The organism is Flavobacterium sandaracinum (genome assembly GCF_004349135.1).
Classification (GTDB): Bacteria; Bacteroidota; Bacteroidia; order Flavobacteriales; family Flavobacteriaceae; genus Flavobacterium; species Flavobacterium sandaracinum.
Genome location: NZ_SMFN01000001.1, coordinates 206,996 through 225,382 on the forward strand (window position 1 = coordinate 206,996; position 18,387 = coordinate 225,382).

At 35.2% G+C, this 18,387-nt stretch carries 13 protein-coding genes; 11 read left to right on the top strand and 2 right to left on the bottom strand.

What is annotated here, in order from left to right:
• The first annotated feature begins 406 nt into the window (after positions 1–406).
• The 4 genes from E0F91_RS00910 to E0F91_RS00925 all read left to right on the top strand — a co-directional run bounded on the left by E0F91_RS00910 (position 407) and on the right by E0F91_RS00925 (position 5,746).
• A complete protein-coding gene (locus tag E0F91_RS00910; RefSeq protein WP_132064499.1) occupies positions 407–1,375 on the top strand; it encodes a T9SS C-terminal target domain-containing protein in 969 nt (322 codons plus the stop codon).
• A 79-nt stretch (positions 1,376–1,454) separates the two neighbouring features.
• The gene (locus tag E0F91_RS00915; protein ID WP_132064500.1) at positions 1,455–3,317 is read left to right on the top strand and encodes an ABC-F family ATP-binding cassette domain-containing protein; all 1,863 of its coding nucleotides are present in this window, start codon (positions 1,455–1,457) and stop codon (positions 3,315–3,317) included.
• A gap of 197 nt (positions 3,318–3,514) precedes the next feature.
• A complete protein-coding gene (locus tag E0F91_RS00920; RefSeq protein ID WP_132064501.1) occupies positions 3,515–3,967 on the top strand; it encodes a Gmad2 immunoglobulin-like domain-containing protein in 453 nt (150 codons plus the stop codon).
• A gap of 207 nt (positions 3,968–4,174) precedes the next feature.
• Positions 4,175–5,746: a carboxypeptidase-like regulatory domain-containing protein gene (locus E0F91_RS00925; RefSeq protein WP_243698813.1), complete on the top strand. Its 1,572-nt coding sequence runs from the start codon at positions 4,175–4,177 to the stop codon at positions 5,744–5,746.
• Between the two features lie 232 nt (positions 5,747–5,978).
• On the opposite strand, the gene E0F91_RS00930 is transcribed toward E0F91_RS00925, so the two are convergent.
• On the bottom strand, positions 5,979–7,526 hold the full coding sequence (locus E0F91_RS00930; protein ID WP_207919020.1) for an SDR family NAD(P)-dependent oxidoreductase: 1,548 nt from the start codon (positions 7,524–7,526) through the stop codon (positions 5,979–5,981).
• 587 nt (positions 7,527–8,113) lie between these two features.
• On the opposite strand from E0F91_RS00930, the gene E0F91_RS00935 reads away from it, so the two are divergent.
• Positions 8,114–8,926 carry an O-methyltransferase gene (locus E0F91_RS00935; protein ID WP_132064502.1) on the top strand — a complete coding sequence of 271 codons (813 nt, stop codon included), beginning with the start codon at positions 8,114–8,116 and terminating at the stop codon, positions 8,924–8,926.
• Between the two features lie 56 nt (positions 8,927–8,982).
• Here E0F91_RS00935 and E0F91_RS00940 read toward each other — a convergent pair whose 3' ends face one another.
• Complete coding sequence (locus tag E0F91_RS00940; RefSeq protein ID WP_132064503.1) at positions 8,983–9,660, bottom strand: DUF6565 domain-containing protein; 678 nt, start codon at positions 9,658–9,660, stop codon at positions 8,983–8,985.
• 611 nt (positions 9,661–10,271) lie between these two features.
• On the opposite strand from E0F91_RS00940, the gene E0F91_RS00945 reads away from it, so the two are divergent.
• The 6 genes from E0F91_RS00945 to E0F91_RS00970 all read left to right on the top strand — a co-directional run bounded on the left by E0F91_RS00945 (position 10,272) and on the right by E0F91_RS00970 (position 18,249).
• Positions 10,272–10,958, top strand: coding sequence for an ABC transporter ATP-binding protein (locus tag E0F91_RS00945; protein WP_132064504.1), 687 nt, complete (start codon positions 10,272–10,274; stop codon positions 10,956–10,958).
• A 158-nt stretch (positions 10,959–11,116) separates the two neighbouring features.
• On the top strand, positions 11,117–11,974 hold the full coding sequence (locus tag E0F91_RS00950) for an ATP-grasp domain-containing protein (RefSeq protein ID WP_132064505.1): 858 nt from the start codon (positions 11,117–11,119) through the stop codon (positions 11,972–11,974).
• Positions 11,975–12,152: 178 nt separating this feature from the next.
• Positions 12,153–12,722, top strand: a complete 570-nt coding sequence (locus E0F91_RS00955; RefSeq protein WP_132064506.1) for a cob(I)yrinic acid a,c-diamide adenosyltransferase — start codon at positions 12,153–12,155, stop codon at positions 12,720–12,722.
• A gap of 163 nt (positions 12,723–12,885) precedes the next feature.
• Entirely contained in the window at positions 12,886–13,107 is a 222-nt protein-coding gene (locus tag E0F91_RS00960; RefSeq protein WP_007138072.1) for a DUF2795 domain-containing protein, read from the top strand.
• 85 nt (positions 13,108–13,192) lie between these two features.
• Complete coding sequence (gene secA, locus E0F91_RS00965; RefSeq protein WP_132064507.1) at positions 13,193–16,534, top strand: preprotein translocase subunit SecA; 3,342 nt, start codon at positions 13,193–13,195, stop codon at positions 16,532–16,534.
• Positions 16,535–17,007: 473 nt separating this feature from the next.
• A complete protein-coding gene (locus E0F91_RS00970; RefSeq protein ID WP_132064508.1) occupies positions 17,008–18,249 on the top strand; it encodes a hypothetical protein in 1,242 nt (413 codons plus the stop codon).
• Positions 18,250–18,387 lie beyond the last annotated feature (138 nt).

An 18,387-nucleotide genomic window follows, 5' to 3' on the forward strand; every position in this document is an offset into this window, starting at 1 on the left:
TGTTTTAAAAGTGTAAAAGTGTTGTTTTTAATGAGATGCATGCTACCAAAAGTTTCTACAAATACTAAAATCACTTACTTACCATGTAAATTCTATCGAAAGATTTTTCACTCCTCTTGAGAGGCTCTTCCTTTTTTTTGCCCAAAGTTAAGCATAATTGTGATTTTATTTCCTTCAAAAAACTAGAGAAACAACATTTGTTGGTTATCTATTGCGGTTAATTGACATTTCTGTACCACAAATTGTTTTCCTCTCTGCTAAGTTATAATTCTTTTTTTCGAGAGAAAACGTGCTACTTCAAATTCATGTAAACAAAAATCATTCTTTCTCAATTCCTTCTTTAGTCTGTAAAATCGCTAACTTTTGAAAAATAGAAGGAAGTATTAAACCTAATCTAATTGAAGCATTGAGAAAGACACTCCTATTATTATCGCTACTAACCGCTAGCCTTGCTCAATCCCAAATTTCAGGATGTACGGATCCACTTTCCAAAAATTACAATCCAAAAGCTACCACAAATGATGGTAGTTGTCAATACACTTCGGTGAAAATCAAGCCAAAATATTCTGTAAAATTGAATGCAAGTCTAAAAGAAACTTCTGGTTTAACACAAAGCGATTCGCTTTTTTGGACCATTAATGACGATACTGATACCGTTCTTTATGGCCTTGATGCGACTGGTAGTATTAAAAATAAAATACTGCTTAAAAAAGTATCAAATACAGATTGGGAGGAAATAGCACAAGACAACAACTATTTCTATATTGGTGATTTTGGAAATAATTCCAGCGGAAACAGAAAAGATCTTCACATTTTACGAATAGAGAAAGAAACACTTTTAACACCTGACCAAAAGATTGATACGATTTCGTTTACCTATTCCAATCAAACTAATTTTAATAAAAAAGCGGCTAATACTACAGATTTTGATTGTGAAGCTTTTGTTGTTTCCGATGATAGTATTTATCTGTTTACGAAGCAATGGAAGCACAAAAAAACAAGTGTGTATGCCTTACCAAAAACTCCAGGTACTTACATTGCAAAGTTAAAAGAAACTTATAACACCGAAGGACTAATCACTGGAGCAGCCTATTTACCTGAGAAAAAATTACTTGTTTTATCAGGATATAATAGATTTTTATTTCCTTTTATATACCTTTTATACGATTATAAGACAACTCATTTTTTTTCTGGCAATAAAAGAAAGATCAAAATTGCACTTCCTTTTCATCAAATAGAAGGCATTGCCACTCCAGATGGAATTCATTTTTATTTGACCAATGAAAATTTTGTCAGAAAACCAATAGTCGATGTAACACAGCAATTGCACCAACTGGATTTAAGTCCATTTTTAAGTCATTTTCTTAATCAATAAGTCTTGAAAAGCTTCATATTCAAACAAACTATTCGCAATTAGTCATTTAATAGTTTACTTTTGCCAAAAATTTAGCCTTGTGAATTACTTATCAGTCGAGAATATATCCAAATCTTTTGGGGAAAGAACACTTTTTGAAAACATTTCTTTTGGAATTAACAAAGACCAAAAAATTGCTTTTATAGCCAAAAATGGTTCGGGAAAAACCACTATTATGAGCATTATTAATGGCTTAGACGAGTCGGATACCGGACAAGTGGTGTTGCGAAAAGGCATCAAAATGGCTTTCTTGTCGCAAAACAATAATTTGCAGGAAGAATTGACCATTGAAGAAAGCATTTTTGCCTCTGATAATGAGATTTTGAAAGTTATTGAAGCCTACGAAAAAGCATTAGAAAATCCAGAAGACGAAGAAGCGTATCAAAAAGCTTTTGACGGAATGGACCAACACAATGCGTGGGATTTTGAAACGCAATACAAACAAATTTTGTTCAAATTAAAGTTGGAAGACTTTAAACTGAAAGTAAAAAACCTCTCTGGTGGCCAGAAAAAACGTTTGTCATTAGCTATTATTTTAATCAACCGTCCGGATTTATTAATCTTAGATGAACCTACGAATCACTTAGATTTAGAGATGATTGAATGGTTAGAAACTTATTTTGCCAAAGAAAATATTACGTTGTTTATGGTGACGCACGACCGTTTCTTTTTGGAACGTGTTTGTAACGAAATCATCGAACTCGACAACGGAAAATTATATTCCTACAAAGGAAATTACTCCTATTATTTAGAGAAAAAAGAGGAGCGCATCGCTTCCGAAAATTCGAGTGTCGATAAAGCACAGAATCTTTTTGTGAAGGAATTAGAATGGATGCGCCGTCAGCCAAAAGCGAGAACGACCAAATCAAAATCGCGTCAGGATGATTTTTATGACATCAAGGAAAAAGCACAAAGTCGCCGTCGCGAAAATAAAGTGGAACTTGAAATCAACATGGAACGAATGGGAAGCAAGATTATCGAGCTTCACAAAATCTCCAAGAAATTTGACAACCATGTGATTTTGGATAATTTCAGTTTTGACTTTCAACCGGGAGAACGCATTGGAATTATTGGAAAAAATGGTACAGGAAAATCAACTTTTTTAAATTTATTGACTGGTGGAATTCCGCTTGATGGAGGAAAAGTAGTGATTGGTGAGACCATAAAACTGGGCTATTATACCCAAAGTGGTATTAACCCAAAGCCGGGACAACGCGTTATTGATGTTATTAAGGAATACGGTGAATTTATTCCTTTGATGAAAGGAAGAATGATTTCGGCTTCACAATTGTTAGAGCGCTTTCTTTTTGATGCCAAGAAACAATATGATTTCGTTGACCGATTGAGTGGTGGTGAATTGAAGCGTTTGTACTTGTGTACCGTTTTGATTCAGAATCCAAATTTCTTGATTCTCGATGAGCCTACAAATGATTTGGATATTGTGACTTTGAATGTCTTGGAAAGTTTTCTTTTGGATTACCCTGGATGTTTGGTAGTGGTATCCCATGATCGTTATTTTATGGATAAAATTGTAGATCACTTATTCATTTTTAGAGGAAAAGGTGTTATTGAAGATTTTCCTGGGAATTATTCTGATTTTAGAGCCTATGAAGATAGTGCTGATGTAGCTCAAAAAGAGGAAAACAAAGCTGAGAAAAAAGACTGGAAGCAAAACAACCCAACAGGAAATTTAACTTTCAATGAGCAAAAAGAATACCAAAAGCTTGAAAGAGAAATCAAGGATTTGGAGCTAGATAAAACTAAAATCGAGCAGTTATTCGCCGATGGCAAAGTGGCTGATGCCGATATTGAAAAGAAAGCCAAAGAACTCGAAAATATCATCCACAAAATTGAAGACAAAGAGGAAAGATGGTTTGAATTAAGTGCCAAGATAGAAGAATAGGATTAATATTAAGTTTGCAGTCGCAGTTTGCAGTCGCAGTTTGCAGTGACGTACACAAATACTTTTCGTTTATAAACCCACAACAGAATTTTAATTTTGTTTTATTTTTATGTTTTAGAAATGGGAAGGTTTAGCCAAAGAATCTGACCATACGCAATACGAGCAGTCAATGTATGGTAAAATAAAAAAATACAACTATGAGATGGACAATTTTATTATCGGCAGTACTATTATTCGCATGTAATAAAAAGGAAACTCAGCACCCTACCGTTTTGAATGACAGCCTAATGAACATTCCTGAAACAACTAAATTAGTAAAACCTTCAACACCAGAAAATTCGCTACCCAAACAGTATTCAAATGAACGTTTTAAAGAAGTAACTGTTGAACGCATAGATGAAAACAAATTCCAAGTACGCGGAAAAGGGCAAATCTTTGAGGCAAATTTTAACTGGATTATTGAAGACGGACACGACGAGTTAAAGACGGGTTTTCAGACGACTGATGCGGGAGCTCCCGAGTGGGGCAAATTTGATTTTACAATTACGGTTCAGAAAAAAAGAGAGAATTCTAAATTGATCCTCGTTTTGTTTGAATCAAGCGCTGAGGATGGTAGTCGTCAATATGAATTGCCGATTGTTCTTTTTTAAGTTGAGAAAACTCTCCAACGGATACAGTAATTCAACAGAATTTACGTCTACAAAAGTAGTCCACACAACCCACAACAGAATTATGATTCTGTTGTGGGTTTCGTTTAGTAAGAAATTAACAACAAATTAATATTTACGTTGGTAGCAGCATTGGTTTATCCTATATATTTGGCGATTGAATCCTCTCATACAATTAGCCTCAAAATCATGAAAATACTTTCTATAGCTTACATTACAACCAAAACAAAACAGCAACCTGTACTTACCATGCTAGTTCTAGCTGTTACACTACTTACATTTCAAGGAACACTGGCTCAAAATATTCAAGCAAGAATAATTGACCGCGCAACCAAAGAAAATATTCCATATGCCAATATACAAGTAAGCGCTTTAGAACATCTGGTATCGAACGAAGAAGGATATTTCAATCTTTCAGAAGGTAATAGCAAAGACGAAATAGTGATTACTATTTCCTATTTAGGTTATTTTAGTCAACAATTGACTATTAACCAATTAAAAAAATTAGATTTTGTTGTCGCACTTCAGCCTAGTATTTTTGAACTTAATGATGTCAAAGTTTCAAATGTGAAACCTAACCCTTATGAAATCATGGCCCAGGTTAAAGCAAATTTAAATACCAACCATAAAAATGATGTTCTGCCATCTAAAGATTTCATCTTTTACAGAAAATCTGGACTTTTCAAACCTGCAGTAATCGAAGTAGAAATAAATGAATCCACTGGCTTTTCTAAGCATGCACTGAAAAAAGTAAATAGTGATGTTCAAAAATTTATTAGCAAATTGATTTCTTCACCACCAAAAGACTTCACGGATATTCTAGGCAACTATTACAATAGCACCATAAAAAAAGACGACAAGTATGTACCGGTTACAAAATTAGAAGTTCTAAAAGCAACAATACTTGAAAATGAAGGCAGTAGCACCTCAGCTGATGAATTGAAAAAACTAGCGATAAATACTATCCTACAACATCTTGATTCTACTAAATACTATCGTGCTAAAAGTGGTCTTTTTGGCTCTCGTGATACTATTTCACTTCGAAAAGACTTCAACAAGAAAAAAACAAAAAATAAAAACACTAGCACGCAGATACTAGCTACAAAAAATAACCTCAATACCTTTTTGACCGAAAATAATTTACTAAACACCAGTTCGTTCAACTTTATTTATAACCCAGAATGGTATGAATATCAGTATGAAGGATTGTCTTATATGGATGGTACTGAAGCTGCTTATGTCTTAACATTTAAACCTAAAAAGAGCAAGGCAAAATATATTGGCAAATTATATATTTCTGACTCTGACTATGGGGTACTAAGAGTCACTTATGATTTAGATGCTGGCGAAAAATTGAACAATGTGAATTTGAAATTAATTCTTGGAATAAAAGCTGCAGACAATAAAAGAAAAGGAACTTTAATGTACCGAAAAAAAATCCATGGAAAAGGCTATTATTTGCAATATGCCAATATCGAAAAAGGACAATATTTTTATGTAAACCGTCCGTTGAAGTTTATTGAACTCACCAGCGAGGAAAAAGATATTTTCTCTCTTGACATTAAGATTGAGGGTAACACAAGTAGTAAAATGGAGTATTTAAATATGTCCCATACTATTATAACTCCTTCTGAACTTCAAAAAGTAACAGAAGCCGACTTTAAATTCACAAAAATTAAGTCATACGACCCTAAAATCTGGAAAGATTATAATGCTATCGAACCTCTTTCAGAAATGAAGCGTTTTAAAACTATGGAGTAAAGCAAAAGTTAAATTTGTTATACTGTATATTTTAGTTCTGAATAAAAAAAAACTTATTTTTATAAAATAATTTAATCAATACTATTTACATAGATCGTCACTAAATTCCTTAAAATCAAACCATTTATCACACCATAATTCAATAAAAAACCACAGCAAAATCCTGTTCTGCTGTGGTTTATTTTTTATTTATATGATTTTTTAATTCCCTTTTCGGGTGTTAGAGGGTTTTCTACCAAGGAATAGGATTGTAATCCTTCAAAAACTTCCCACACCAATGTTTTCCGGTATTGATTCCATCAAACAACGGATCCATCACGCGTGCCGCACCATCTACAATATCTAATGGCGGTTGAAAATCTTCTTCTTCCTGTTTTCTTTTGGCTAGTTCAGCTGGATCTTCATCAGTCACCCAACCGGTATCCACGGCATTCATGAAAATTCCGGCTTTCGCCAAATCTCCTGCTGCAGTGTGTGTCAGCATATTCAGAGCCGCTTTAGCCATATTGGTATGCGGATGACGGGCTTCTTTAAAAAAACGATGAAACTTACCCTCCATTGCTGAAACATTGATGATGTGTTTTTTTCCTGTATTGTCTTTTTTCATCACTTCCGAAAGACGGTTACACAATACAAAAGGCGCCACGGAGTTAACGAGCTGCACTTCGATCATTTCGGTAGTTTCGATTTGGCCTAGTTTCAATCTCCAACTATTGGTTTTGCGCAAATCGACTTGCTGCAAATCGGCATCAAGCTCTCCCTCTGGAAAAACTTCAGTCGCCACCAATGCATTATCAAACGAATATGGAATTTGAGATAATTTGGCGGAAGCCCGCAAACCAATTCCTGGCTCTGGTCCGTGCCAAGTCACTGGCATATTTTGATTGGACGAAATCCCCGTGGTTAACACTTTTAGTTCCTCTAAACAATCCGTATGATCTAACAATAATTCTTGCGCTTGTTTAGGCAAAGATGCGATTTGACGTTCTTCGTTTTCCATCAAATGTGCATAAAATCCTGCTGGACGCCGAACCGTTTGCGCCGCATTATTAATCAGTATATCCAATCGTTCGTATTTTTGCTCAATAAAATTGCAGAAAATTTCCACGCTAGGAATGTGTCGCAAATCCAATCCATGAATTTTCAAACGATGTCCCCAATCTGCAAAATCATCTTCTTTAGAAAATCGCAAAGCAGAATCCACCGGAAAACGAGTCGTAGCAATAACAGTAGCTCCACCGCGCAACAACATCAACGTAATATGATACCCAATTTTCAAACGCGAACCTGTGATAACGGCAACTTGCCCTTTTACATCAGCTGTTTGAAACCGTTTGGCATAATTAAAATCACCACAATCGGTACACATCGTATCATAAAAGTGGTGCATTTTAGTAAACTCGGTTTTACAAACGTAACAATTACGGGGAGTTTCCAGTTCTAATTGTTCTTTGGTGTTGAGTTCATTAAAAGCCAATAGTTTTGGCGCCACAAAAATACTAGCTTCTCGAGCATATCGGATTCCTGTCTCTTTTCGGGCGGTTCTATCTTGCTTTTCTTTTTTGCGTTTAGCGACTAATTTTCCGTCTTTTTTTCTACGGGAAAGCTCTTCTCGATCGGGTCTAGAAAACTGACCTGCCGCTTTGATTAATGCCGTTCGTTGATCTTTTGGAATCTCAAAAATTTGGTCGGTATCGGAATTTAATTGTGCTAAAATGGCGATACATTTCTCTATTTCGTCTGAAGTTATGGTCGTTTTATGTTCTATTTGTTCAATCATTATTGTGAAAAATGGGTAATTAGTACGGTACAAATTCCAAGGGCGCAAATATAGCCTTTTTAAAGTCGGAAAGTTTCAAAGTCAAAACGCTATTTCACAGAGATCCTCAAAGGAAACGCAGAGACTCGCAAAGTTTAGTTTATTGATTTTCATATTTCAATAAATCTCCGCGTATCTTTGCGTTTTTGCTTTGTGTACTCCGTTAAAGAAAATAACTCTCGCAAAGATTCTCAAAGGAAACACAGAGACTCGCAAAGTTTAGTTTTTTGATTTTCATATTTCAATAAATCTCCGTGTATCTTTGCGTTTTTGCTTTGTGCAACTTTGTGAAATAAAAAACTCTGGCAAAGATTCTCAAAGGAAACGCAAAGACTCACAAAATTTAGTTTTTTGATTTTCAAATTTTAATAAATCTCCGTGTATCTTTGCGTTTTCACTTTGTGCAACTCTGTGAAATAAAAAACTCTCGCAAAGATTCTCAAAGGAAACGCAGAGACTCGCAAAGTTTATTTTTTGATTTTCAAATTTTAATCAATCTCCGTGTATCTTTGTGTTTTTGCTTTGCGAATCTTTGCGTTACAATAACTATGCTATTTCAAATAAAATCGTATTTACAATTCCTATGGCACTCAAAAAATGAGCATGCCGTCCATTCTCCGTTTGTGTTTTGTTTACTGACGAAATGTTTCTATGATAAAAAATCTAAACCACAATACGCTGTTTTAAAAAAGTATCGAAACTCGCTTTTAGCAAACAATACTACTATTAAAGTCACTGATTTTGGTGCGGGTTCGAAAGTTTTCAAATCCAATACAAGAGTTATTTCTAAGATTGCAAAAACAGCAGGAATTTCCTCGAAGCGAGCCGAATTATTATTTAGAATCACCCATTATTTTCAGCCTGACTCTATTTTAGAAATTGGAACTTCGTTAGGATTAGCGACTGCTGCGCTTTCATTAGGAAATTTAAAAGCAAAAATAACAACGCTAGAAGGCTGCCCGGAAACAGCAAAAATTGCTCAATTGCAATTGCAAACATTCAATTATAACAATGTAGCATCTATAGTAACAACGTTTAATTCTTATTTAGAGAAACGGAATTCATCTGTGAATACTCCAACTGAACATTCGGGACTAAACACGGAACACTTTTCCTTAATTTACTTTGATGGAAATCATTCCAAAAAAGCAACCTTGGAGTATTTTGAGTTATTACTTTCAACCGTGACAAATGAAACCATTTGGATATTCGATGACATTCATTGGTCACTAGAGATGGAACAAGCTTGGAAAAGTATTAAAAGTCACCCACAAGTTACGGTCACTATAGACACATTCCAGTGGGGATTGGTATTTTTTAGAAGAGAACAGCCCAAAGAACATTTTGTGATTCGGGTTTAAACAAAAAAAATGACAGCCATCACTGACTGTCATTCTTAAGTTGAATTAATTATTCCTTATTCTTTAGCTCTCTGCATTTCTCCTGATTTAGCTCCCATTCTGTTCAATGTATACATTGGTGCAAATTTCACTTTTAAACCAGCAATTTTTCTATTGTCTTCAGCTGAAAGTCCTTCTTTTTCAACAGTATTTTTTCTACTGTCTAGTGCTTCATACATCAATTTGATTTCATCCCAGTCTTCACGAGAATATTTATCTTTGTTATCCTCAACGGTATGAACAAACTGTTGGTATACATTGTGAATGTTAGCAGCATTCACCCAATTAAAGTTCATATCCTCGCCCATTTTACCTTCACCAAACAAAGTATTCCTCATTTGCTGTTTGTTATTAGGTGCAGTAGCAATTGCGGCAGCTGCAGCCATTTTTTGAGCTTCCACCTCAGCTTTCAAAGCTTCATATTTTGCTCTACTTGCATCAAGTCGGGCTTGTGCATCTGCATTATCTTTAATATCAGCAATCGCCATTTCAGCCTCTCCAGCTCTTAATTCGTATGATGCTTCTATTCCGTCCCAGTTTCCTGCTACATCTGCTGCTGCAACATTGCCTAATGAATCTACATACATCACATAACTATCCACTTTTTTTTCTGCTTGCTCCGCTTTTTCATCTTTACAAGATGTAAATCCGATAGCGATTACCGCTAATCCTAATGCTAATTTTGTATTTTTCATAATTTAAGATTTGTTTAATTATTACTAAACAAAAGTAAATAACATTGCTCTATATTCAACAAACAACAAAAAATTATATAAAAAATGAATATAATTGTGAAATAAAAAAGATAAAAGTGTGAATTATACAAAACGAGACTAGAATTGTGTAAAACTTTAAATTTGGATAATGCTTATCAATAATCTCAAAAAACAGCTTAAATGAAAAACTATTACAAATAACCTGTTGGGTACAATTATGCAAAACGGCTGTTCGAATGTTTTTTGTGAAGTAAAACGAAACAAAACTTCTCGATACGCTCTGCTACTCGAAGTAACGTGTATCGAGAACCGTTTTTAATGAAATTTTCTTTATCCTGAGTTTTTATCGAAGGACTACATACATTTTTCTACCGAAAAATACTCGAACTGACGAAAAATTACCATCAAAAACTAATTACACCCAACGCGTTAAAAACAACAAAATAATACAGGATCTAGATTTCAGTGGTTGCAGACTGTAACAAATTAAAAAAACAACTACTTATTAGTAATTCAAAAGTTTTTGTACTTTTAAACTCTAAATTAATAGCAACCCGAGCACCGTCAAAGGTTAAAAATCATACATTCTAATGGCAAACCCGCTAATAAAAATAACCAATATCAAAAGAGATTTTGTTCTTGGAAATGAAATCGTTTATGTTCTTAAAGGCATTGATTTAGAAATAAACAAAGGAGAATATGTAGCATTAATGGGACCTTCAGGATCTGGAAAGTCTACCTTAATGAATTTATTAGGCTGTTTAGACACTCCTACTTCCGGAACCTATATATTGAACGGAAAGGATGTAAGCCAGATGAAAGACGATGAATTAGCCGAAATTCGAAACAAAGAAATTGGATTTGTTTTCCAGACTTTCAACCTTTTACCGCGAACAACTGCATTAGACAATGTGGCCTTACCCATGATTTATGCTGGATTTTCTAAATCAGATAGAAACAAACGTGCCTCCGAAGTATTGGATCAAGTAAATCTTTCAGACCGAATGGATCACCAACCCAACCAACTTTCAGGAGGGCAACGCCAGCGTGTAGCCATCGCTAGAGCATTGGTCAACAAACCTTCTATTATCCTTGCAGATGAACCTACTGGTAACTTAGACAGCAAAACGTCATTAGAAATCATGAAACTTTTTGGAGACATCCACGCCAATGGAAATACCGTAATTCTAGTAACGCACGAGGAAGAAATCGCAGCTTATGCCAACCGCGTCATTCGTTTGCGTGATGGACTCATAGAAAGCGACATTTCTAAATAGTTTTTTTAGGAGCTTATCCGGCTATCCGCTACAATCTTTTCTAAAACCTTTCAGCCCTCAAAAGGCTGGAAGCTTTTAGAAAAGGATTTCCACTATTATCCGGGCTAGGAAATCCAAATTACAATTGCGTTTACTACTACCAAACATCACTTAAAAAAATGAAAATCGCCCTATTAACCTGCGAAAAACTTCCTGATTTAAATCCCGAAGACCAAAAAATAATTCCAGCACTCGCCAAACACAATATAGAATCTACTGCTGTTATTTGGAACGACAAAAATATCAATTGGACTGATTACGACTATTTAATTTTTCGCAATACTTGGGATTATTTCGAGAAAGAAACCGAGTTTAAACTTTGGCTGGACCACATAGAAAAATTAGGAATCAAAACACTGAATCCTATCAAGGTGATTAAGCAAAACATCCATAAGTTTTATTTGTGCGAAATGGAGCAGCAAGGAATTACAATTTTGCCAACCGTTTTCATTGACAAGACAGAACATCTCGATCTTGGGGAACTGATTCCTGCGCATTGGAAAAAAGCGGTAATAAAACCTGCATTTTCGGCAGGATCGTATCTAACCGAAGTTTTTGATGTATCAAATAGTACAGAAATAGACCAACAATATGCCGCCATTGCTGTAGAAAAAGAATTACTGGTGCAGGAATTCATGCCTCAAATTCAAACATTAGGCGAAACTTCCTTTATCTTTTTCAACAAAAAATTCTCTCATGCAGTCAACAAAAAACCGGTGGATGGCGATTTTAGGGTTCAATCGCTTTTTGGAGGAATCTATACGTTAGTACATCCAAGTCAAGACTTGATTCAAAAAGCACAAAAAATAGTCGATACCTTTAAAGAAGATTTGCTATATGCTCGCGTCGACGGTATTTTAATAGACCAAGAACTTTACCTTATGGAAGTGGAATGTATTGAACCCGATCTGTATTTCAATCTAAGTGAAAATTCATTGGAGCGATTTGTTAACTCAATTGTAGAATTAATACAGTAATTTTGTTTTCAAATCAAGGTAAACACTTTTAACCTTTTTAGACTTAAAAAGTTAAACCATTAAAAAAATTAAGGCTTAATTAACTTAATGTCTTAATGGTTTAAAAAAACTATTTTTTAAAGTTTCAAAAGCGTTTGCCCTAGTTTTAAACAAGCAAAATATAAAACCTGAGATCAAAATGAAAGTATATACAAAAACCGGAGACAAAGGAACCACAGCACTTTTTGGTGGAACCAGAGTCCCAAAAGACCACGCCCGAATAGAAAGCTACGGAACCGTAGACGAATTGAATTCACACATTGGTTTAATTCGCGACCAAGAGATGAATGCACATTACAAAGAAATCCTAGTCGAGATTCAAGATCGACTTTTTACGGTTGGCGCCATATTGGCAACTCCACCCGAAAAAGAAGTGAAGAAAAACGGAGAACTGCGTTTGAAGAAATTAGGAATTATTGAATCCGATATTGAATTGTTGGAAAATGAAATAGATGCCATGGAAGAAGCGCTTCCACCAATGACTCATTTTGTGCTTCCAGGTGGACATACTACTGTGTCATATTGTCATATAGCGCGTTGTGTTTGTCGCAGAGCAGAGCGTTTAGCAGTCCATTTAAGCCATAATGAACCTGTAGCAGAGATCGCTATTAAGTACCTAAACCGACTTTCTGACTACCTTTTTGTGTTGGCACGAAAGTTGTCTCATGACCTGAACGCTGACGAAGTGAAATGGATTCCCAGAAATTAGTATTCAGTTTGCAGTGCTCAGTATTCAGTACGAAAACTTTAAACTTCAAACGGGAAACTTTAAACTAAATAAAACGTTCTTAACTTTAACTAAAAATAAATGATTTTTTACTTGTATTTTTCAGTAAAAAATTTATTTTTGCACAAAACTAAATCGACAACAGATGTATTGGACATTAGAATTAGCATCCTATCTAAGTGATGCACCGTGGCCTGCTAACAAAGACGAACTTATTGACTACGCTATTAGAGCAGGCGCTCCATTAGAAGTAGTAGAAAACCTTCAATCTATAGAGGATGAAGGCGAGATATATGAATCAATGGAAGAAATATGGCCAGATTATCCAACAGACGAAGATTATCTTTGGAATGAGGATGAATATTAAAAGGTAAACCAATAAAAAAGTCTCAAAAGAGGCTTTTTTTTGGTTTAAATTTATAAAATTACACAATTAGAAATAAAAAAATATCATGAGTTTCATAAACAGTATTATTAAAGTCTTTGTTGGCGATAAGTCACAAAAAGATGTCAAAGCTTTACAACCTTATCTCAACAAAATAAAAACTTTCGAGGAACCACTCAAGGTATTATCCCATGATGAACTTAGAGGGAGAACGAACTTTTTTAAAGACAAAATAAAACAAGCTCGTTCAGAAAAAGATGCTAAAATCACAGCTCTGAAACAAGAAGTGGAGAACATCATTGATATTGACAAAAGAGAAGATATTTACGTAGCCATTGACGCTCTTGAAAAAGAAGCGTACGACATATCAGAAAAAACTTTGATGGATATTCTTCCAGAAGCTTTTGCTGTAGTTAAAGAAACAGCGAGACGTTTCAAAGACAATACCGCCATTGTTGTAACTGCTACCCCAAAAGATCGTGAACTTTCTGCTACTAAAAGCTATATAACTTTAGACGGAGACACTTCCATCTGGGCAAATTCTTGGAGTGCTGCAGGAAAAGAAATTACGTGGGATATGATTCACTATGACGTACAGTTAATAGGTGGAATGGTGTTGCACGAAGGAAAAGTAGCCGAGATGCAAACCGGTGAAGGAAAAACATTAGTAGCCACTTTACCGCTTTATTTGAATGCTTTGACTGGAAACGGAGTACATCTTGTAACAGTGAATGATTATTTGGCTAAAAGAGATAGCACTTGGAAAGCGCCATTATTCGAATTTCACGGGATGACTGTGGAATGTATTGACAATTACCAACCCAGCTCAGAAGGTAGAAAAAAAGCTTACGACGCGGACATTACGTACGGAACCAATAATGAATTTGGTTTTGACTACTTGAGAGACAATATGGCACACTCGCCAGAAGATTTGGTACAAAGAAAACACAATTTCGCCATTGTCGATGAAGTCGATTCGGTTTTGATAGATGATGCCAGAACCCCATTGATTATCTCAGGTCCAGTCCCACAAGGAGATCGTCATGAATTCATGGAAATGAAACCAAAAATCGAAAATCTAGTAGCGCTTCAACGTCAGCTAGCCAACGGTTTTTTATCTGAAGCTAAAAAATTAATCAAAGAAGGAAATACTAAAGAAGGTGGTTTCCAATTGTTAAGAGCCTACAGAGCATTACCGAAAAACAAAGCATTGATCAAGTTTTTAAGTGAAGAAGGAATTAGACAATTGCTTCAAAAAACAGAAAATCAATACATGCAGGATAACAAAAGAGACATGCACAAGATCGATGAGGCCTTGTATTTTGTTATCGAAGAAAAAAACAATCAAGTTGAGTTGTCAGACAACGGAATCAAATACCTTTCTGGCGATACTGATTCAGATTTTTTCGTTCTTCCAGACATTGGAACTGAAATTGCAGCTATCGAAAAGAAAAAATTAGATAAAGACACTGAAGCCGAAGAAAAAGAACAATTATTTCAAGATTTTGGTGTAAAAAGTGAGCGCATTCATACGCTGACCCAACTTTTGAAAGCCTACGCTTTATTCGAAAAAGATGTAGAATATGTAATCATGGACAACAAAATCATGATTGTTGATGAGCAAACAGGTCGTATCATGGATGGTCGTCGTTATTCTGACGGATTACACCAAGCGATTGAAGCCAAAGAAAATGTAAAAATTGAAGCCGCTACACAAACATTTGCAACCGTTACATTACAGAATTACTTCAGAATGTACAACAAACTGGGCGGAATGACTGGAACAGCCTCTACTGAAGCAGGTGAGTTATGGACCATATATAAATTGGATGTAGTAGAAATTCCTACGAACAGACCAATGGCCAGATTAGACAAAGAGGATTTTATTTATAAAACGACTCGTGAAAAATTCAATGCCGTTATCGAAGACGTAACGGAATTATCTAAAGCAGGAAGACCGGTTCTTATTGGTACAACATCGGTAGAGATTTCAGAATTATTAAGCCGAATGTTGAAAATGAGAGGCGTTGCACACAATGTCTTGAATGCAAAAATGCACAAACAAGAAGCACAAATTGTAGAGGAAGCCGGAAAACCAGGTGTGGTAACTATTGCAACCAACATGGCTGGACGTGGAACGGATATTAAATTATCTGCCGAAGTAAAAGCCGCTGGTGGATTAGCCATTGTAGGTACAGAACGTCATGATTCGCGTCGTGTCGATCGTCAGTTGCGTGGTCGTGCAGGACGTCAAGGTGATCCGGGAAGTTCTCAGTTTTATGTTTCTCTTGAAGACAACTTGATGCGTTTGTTTGGTTCTGAAAGAGTAGCGAAAGTGATGGACAGAATGGGACTGCAGGAAGGTGAAGTGATTCAGCACTCTATGATGACAAAATCGATCGAGCGTGCTCAGAAAAAAGTAGAAGAAAACAATTTTGGTGTTCGTAAACGTTTATTGGAATACGATGACGTTATGAATGCACAACGTGAAGTGGTGTACAAACGCCGTCGTCACGCCTTGTTTGGAGAGCGTTTGAAATTGGATATTGCCAATATGTTGTACGATACTTGTGAATTGATTGTAGATCAAAACAAAGCAACAAACAACTTCAAAAACTTTGAATTCGAATTAATCCGTTATTTCTCCATCACTTCGCCAGTTACGGAAAGTGAATTCAGTAAACTGAGTGAAATGGAATTGACCGGTAAAATATACAAAGCAACGCTAGAATATTACACCGAGAAAACCGAAAGAAGCGCCAGAGAAGCGTTCCCGATTATCAAAAGCGTTTACGAAGATAAAAACAACCAATTTGAACGTATTGTAGTTCCGTTTACGGATGGAATCAAATCGTTGAATGTGGTTACTGATTTGAAAAGAGCATACGAAACTGCAGGTGCGCAATTGGTTGCTGATTTCGAGAAAAACATCACTTTAGCAATTGTTGATGAAGCTTGGAAAAAACACTTGCGTAAAATGGATGAGTTGAAACAATCCGTTCAGCTTGCCGTTCACGAACAAAAAGATCCATTGCTTATTTACAAACTGGAAGCCTTCAATTTGTTTAGAGCCATGATTGACAATGTGAACAAAGAAGTGATTTCATTCTTGTTCAAAGGCGATTTACCCGCTCAAGAAAACCAACAAATTCAAGAAGCAATTGATGTAACGCCAAAAGAAGATTACACCACTTCCAAAGATGAAATTGTGAGTAGCGAAGCGGCCAATCGTGAAGCTGGCGAAACACAACAAAAACAAGTTACCGAAACGATTACGAGAGATATGCCAAAAATCAATCGCAATGATAATGTTACGATTCAAAACGTGGCCAACGGACAAACACAAGAAATGAAATACAAAAAAGCCGAGAGCCTCATCGCTTCAGGACAATGGGTTATTGTTAACTAATAACCGTTTCAAATCTTTACTATTACATTCCCCAATCACGAAAGTAGTTGGGGATTTTTTTATCCTGAATACATTTCAGGATCTCATTTCAGGATTGATCCTCAATTCATTTTAAGGAGCAATTCCCGCCATACGCTGCAAGCTATTTGGTTTCAAACTCTTTTCTAGCTGCTGTCAGGAGCTTCTCCCGAAGTGTCGGGATTCGCTCTGCCACCACCAGAAAAAAGTAATTGGCTACCTGCATGCGTTTTTCGCTGCGGTCAGGGCTAGGGTTTTGCGTTGATTAGTTCGTTTAGGGTTATACAAACGTTATCGAAAAAAAGGCAAAAAGACTATTTAATGAATTGTACTACATTTATTATTTATATATTTGTAAATAATCCACTACGCGGTAACGTATATACTCGCAATTTGGGGTGGATAAATACTACTACTTAGCGCCAATAAACTAGTTAGCTGTAATACTAAAAAAAATGTACCAAGGAAGTAAATTGAAACTATATAGAGAAGGAAACTTAAAGAGTGTTTTTGGTAATTCGGCAAGTCAGATAGAGAGCCAAATTAATCAAAAATCAGAAGATTATATTCTTAACGTAAGTGAAGTAGAATTTGGCGAGTTTTTAATCCAAACTCATATCATTGATTTTCCAACACTAGATTTTGAGAATGTTTACGTAGAGAGTTACGAAAAAGAAATTCCTGCTGATAGATTTCCTGGGAATTATGATGTACGTAGCGGAGAGATATACAAGAGAGATGTTATAGTTTATCATATACCGTATTCTGGTAACATTTACATACTAAGAAATCAGGGAGTAAGCTCTTTTTCTATGTCAGGTAGTATTGATGTTGGAGTGACTAATGATAGTATAACAACCGAAATAATTAATTTTGATAGCAATCCAGAAAAAATAAAACGTGATTTTGAAGACTGCAAAAGATTTATTTTATCTGATTATGATACTCTAAAGAAAGATTGTGCAAGATTTAATAATGAAGTATTAGCCTTTGCCATAGGAAAGATTAAGGAACGTAAGCAAAAACTTCTTTCAAAAAATAATTTACTTTCTTCTTTAGGGGTTCCTTTAAAAAAGAAAGTTGGTGTTGCAGAAACATTTTCTATTCCAAAACCGGAATTAAGAAAAAAAATAATTATTGAACCGAAAGTGTATGAAAAAGGTTTTAAACCTGAGCCTACGTTATCAAATGAAAATTATTTTGAGATATTAAAAATAATAAACGATGTAGGTAAAAATTTTGAAAGAATGCCATCCACATATTCAGGCAAAGGAGAAGAAGATTTAAGAGACCATATACTTCTAACTCTTGACCCAAACTTCGAATTTGGTAGTGCAAGTGGAGAAACTTTTAATAAAAAAGGAAAAACAGATATTCTTTTGAAATATGATAGTGATGTTGTTTTTATCGCGGAATGTAAATTTTGGACAGGGAAAGGTGGTTACTTATCAACTATTGACCAACTATTGGGTTATCTAACATTTAGAAACTCTAAAACATCATTAATTATGTTTGTGAGAAATAAAGACATGAGTAATGTGATTTCAATTATTAGTGAGGTAACCGAAACACATCCAAATTACATTAGGACAGAAAAGAAAAATGGTGAAACTTGGTGGAATTATATTTTCCACATTAACGAGGATAGAAATCGAGAAATTAGTTTAGGAATTTTAGCATATCACCTTCCTGAATAAAAAGTACTTCAGTTAACGGCTGTTTTGATTTAGCTGGAATTTAGTGGAATTATCGTTTCGAATCAATTTTTCGTTAACCCGAAAGTTGATAGGTTACTAACTTCTAGACATATTAAAGTCGCGACACGTTAGTGAAAA

Coding starts and splice junctions, on each gene's coding strand:
- E0F91_RS00920 (WP_132064501.1), top strand. CDS start 3,515: ATGAGATGGACAATTTTATTATCGGCAGTACTATTATTCGCATGTAAT.
- E0F91_RS00925 (WP_243698813.1), top strand. CDS start 4,175: ATGAAAATACTTTCTATAGCTTACATTACAACCAAAACAAAACAGCAA.
- E0F91_RS00930 (WP_207919020.1), bottom strand. CDS start 7,526: ATGATTGAACAAATAGAACATAAAACGACCATAACTTCAGACGAAATA.
- E0F91_RS00935 (WP_132064502.1), top strand. CDS start 8,114: ATGCTATTTCAAATAAAATCGTATTTACAATTCCTATGGCACTCAAAA.
- E0F91_RS00940 (WP_132064503.1), bottom strand. CDS start 9,660: ATGAAAAATACAAAATTAGCATTAGGATTAGCGGTAATCGCTATCGGA.
- E0F91_RS00945 (WP_132064504.1), top strand. CDS start 10,272: ATGGCAAACCCGCTAATAAAAATAACCAATATCAAAAGAGATTTTGTT.
- E0F91_RS00950 (WP_132064505.1), top strand. CDS start 11,117: ATGAAAATCGCCCTATTAACCTGCGAAAAACTTCCTGATTTAAATCCC.
- E0F91_RS00955 (WP_132064506.1), top strand. CDS start 12,153: ATGAAAGTATATACAAAAACCGGAGACAAAGGAACCACAGCACTTTTT.
- E0F91_RS00960 (WP_007138072.1), top strand. CDS start 12,886: ATGTATTGGACATTAGAATTAGCATCCTATCTAAGTGATGCACCGTGG.
- secA (WP_132064507.1), top strand. CDS start 13,193: ATGAGTTTCATAAACAGTATTATTAAAGTCTTTGTTGGCGATAAGTCA.
- E0F91_RS00970 (WP_132064508.1), top strand. CDS start 17,008: ATGTACCAAGGAAGTAAATTGAAACTATATAGAGAAGGAAACTTAAAG.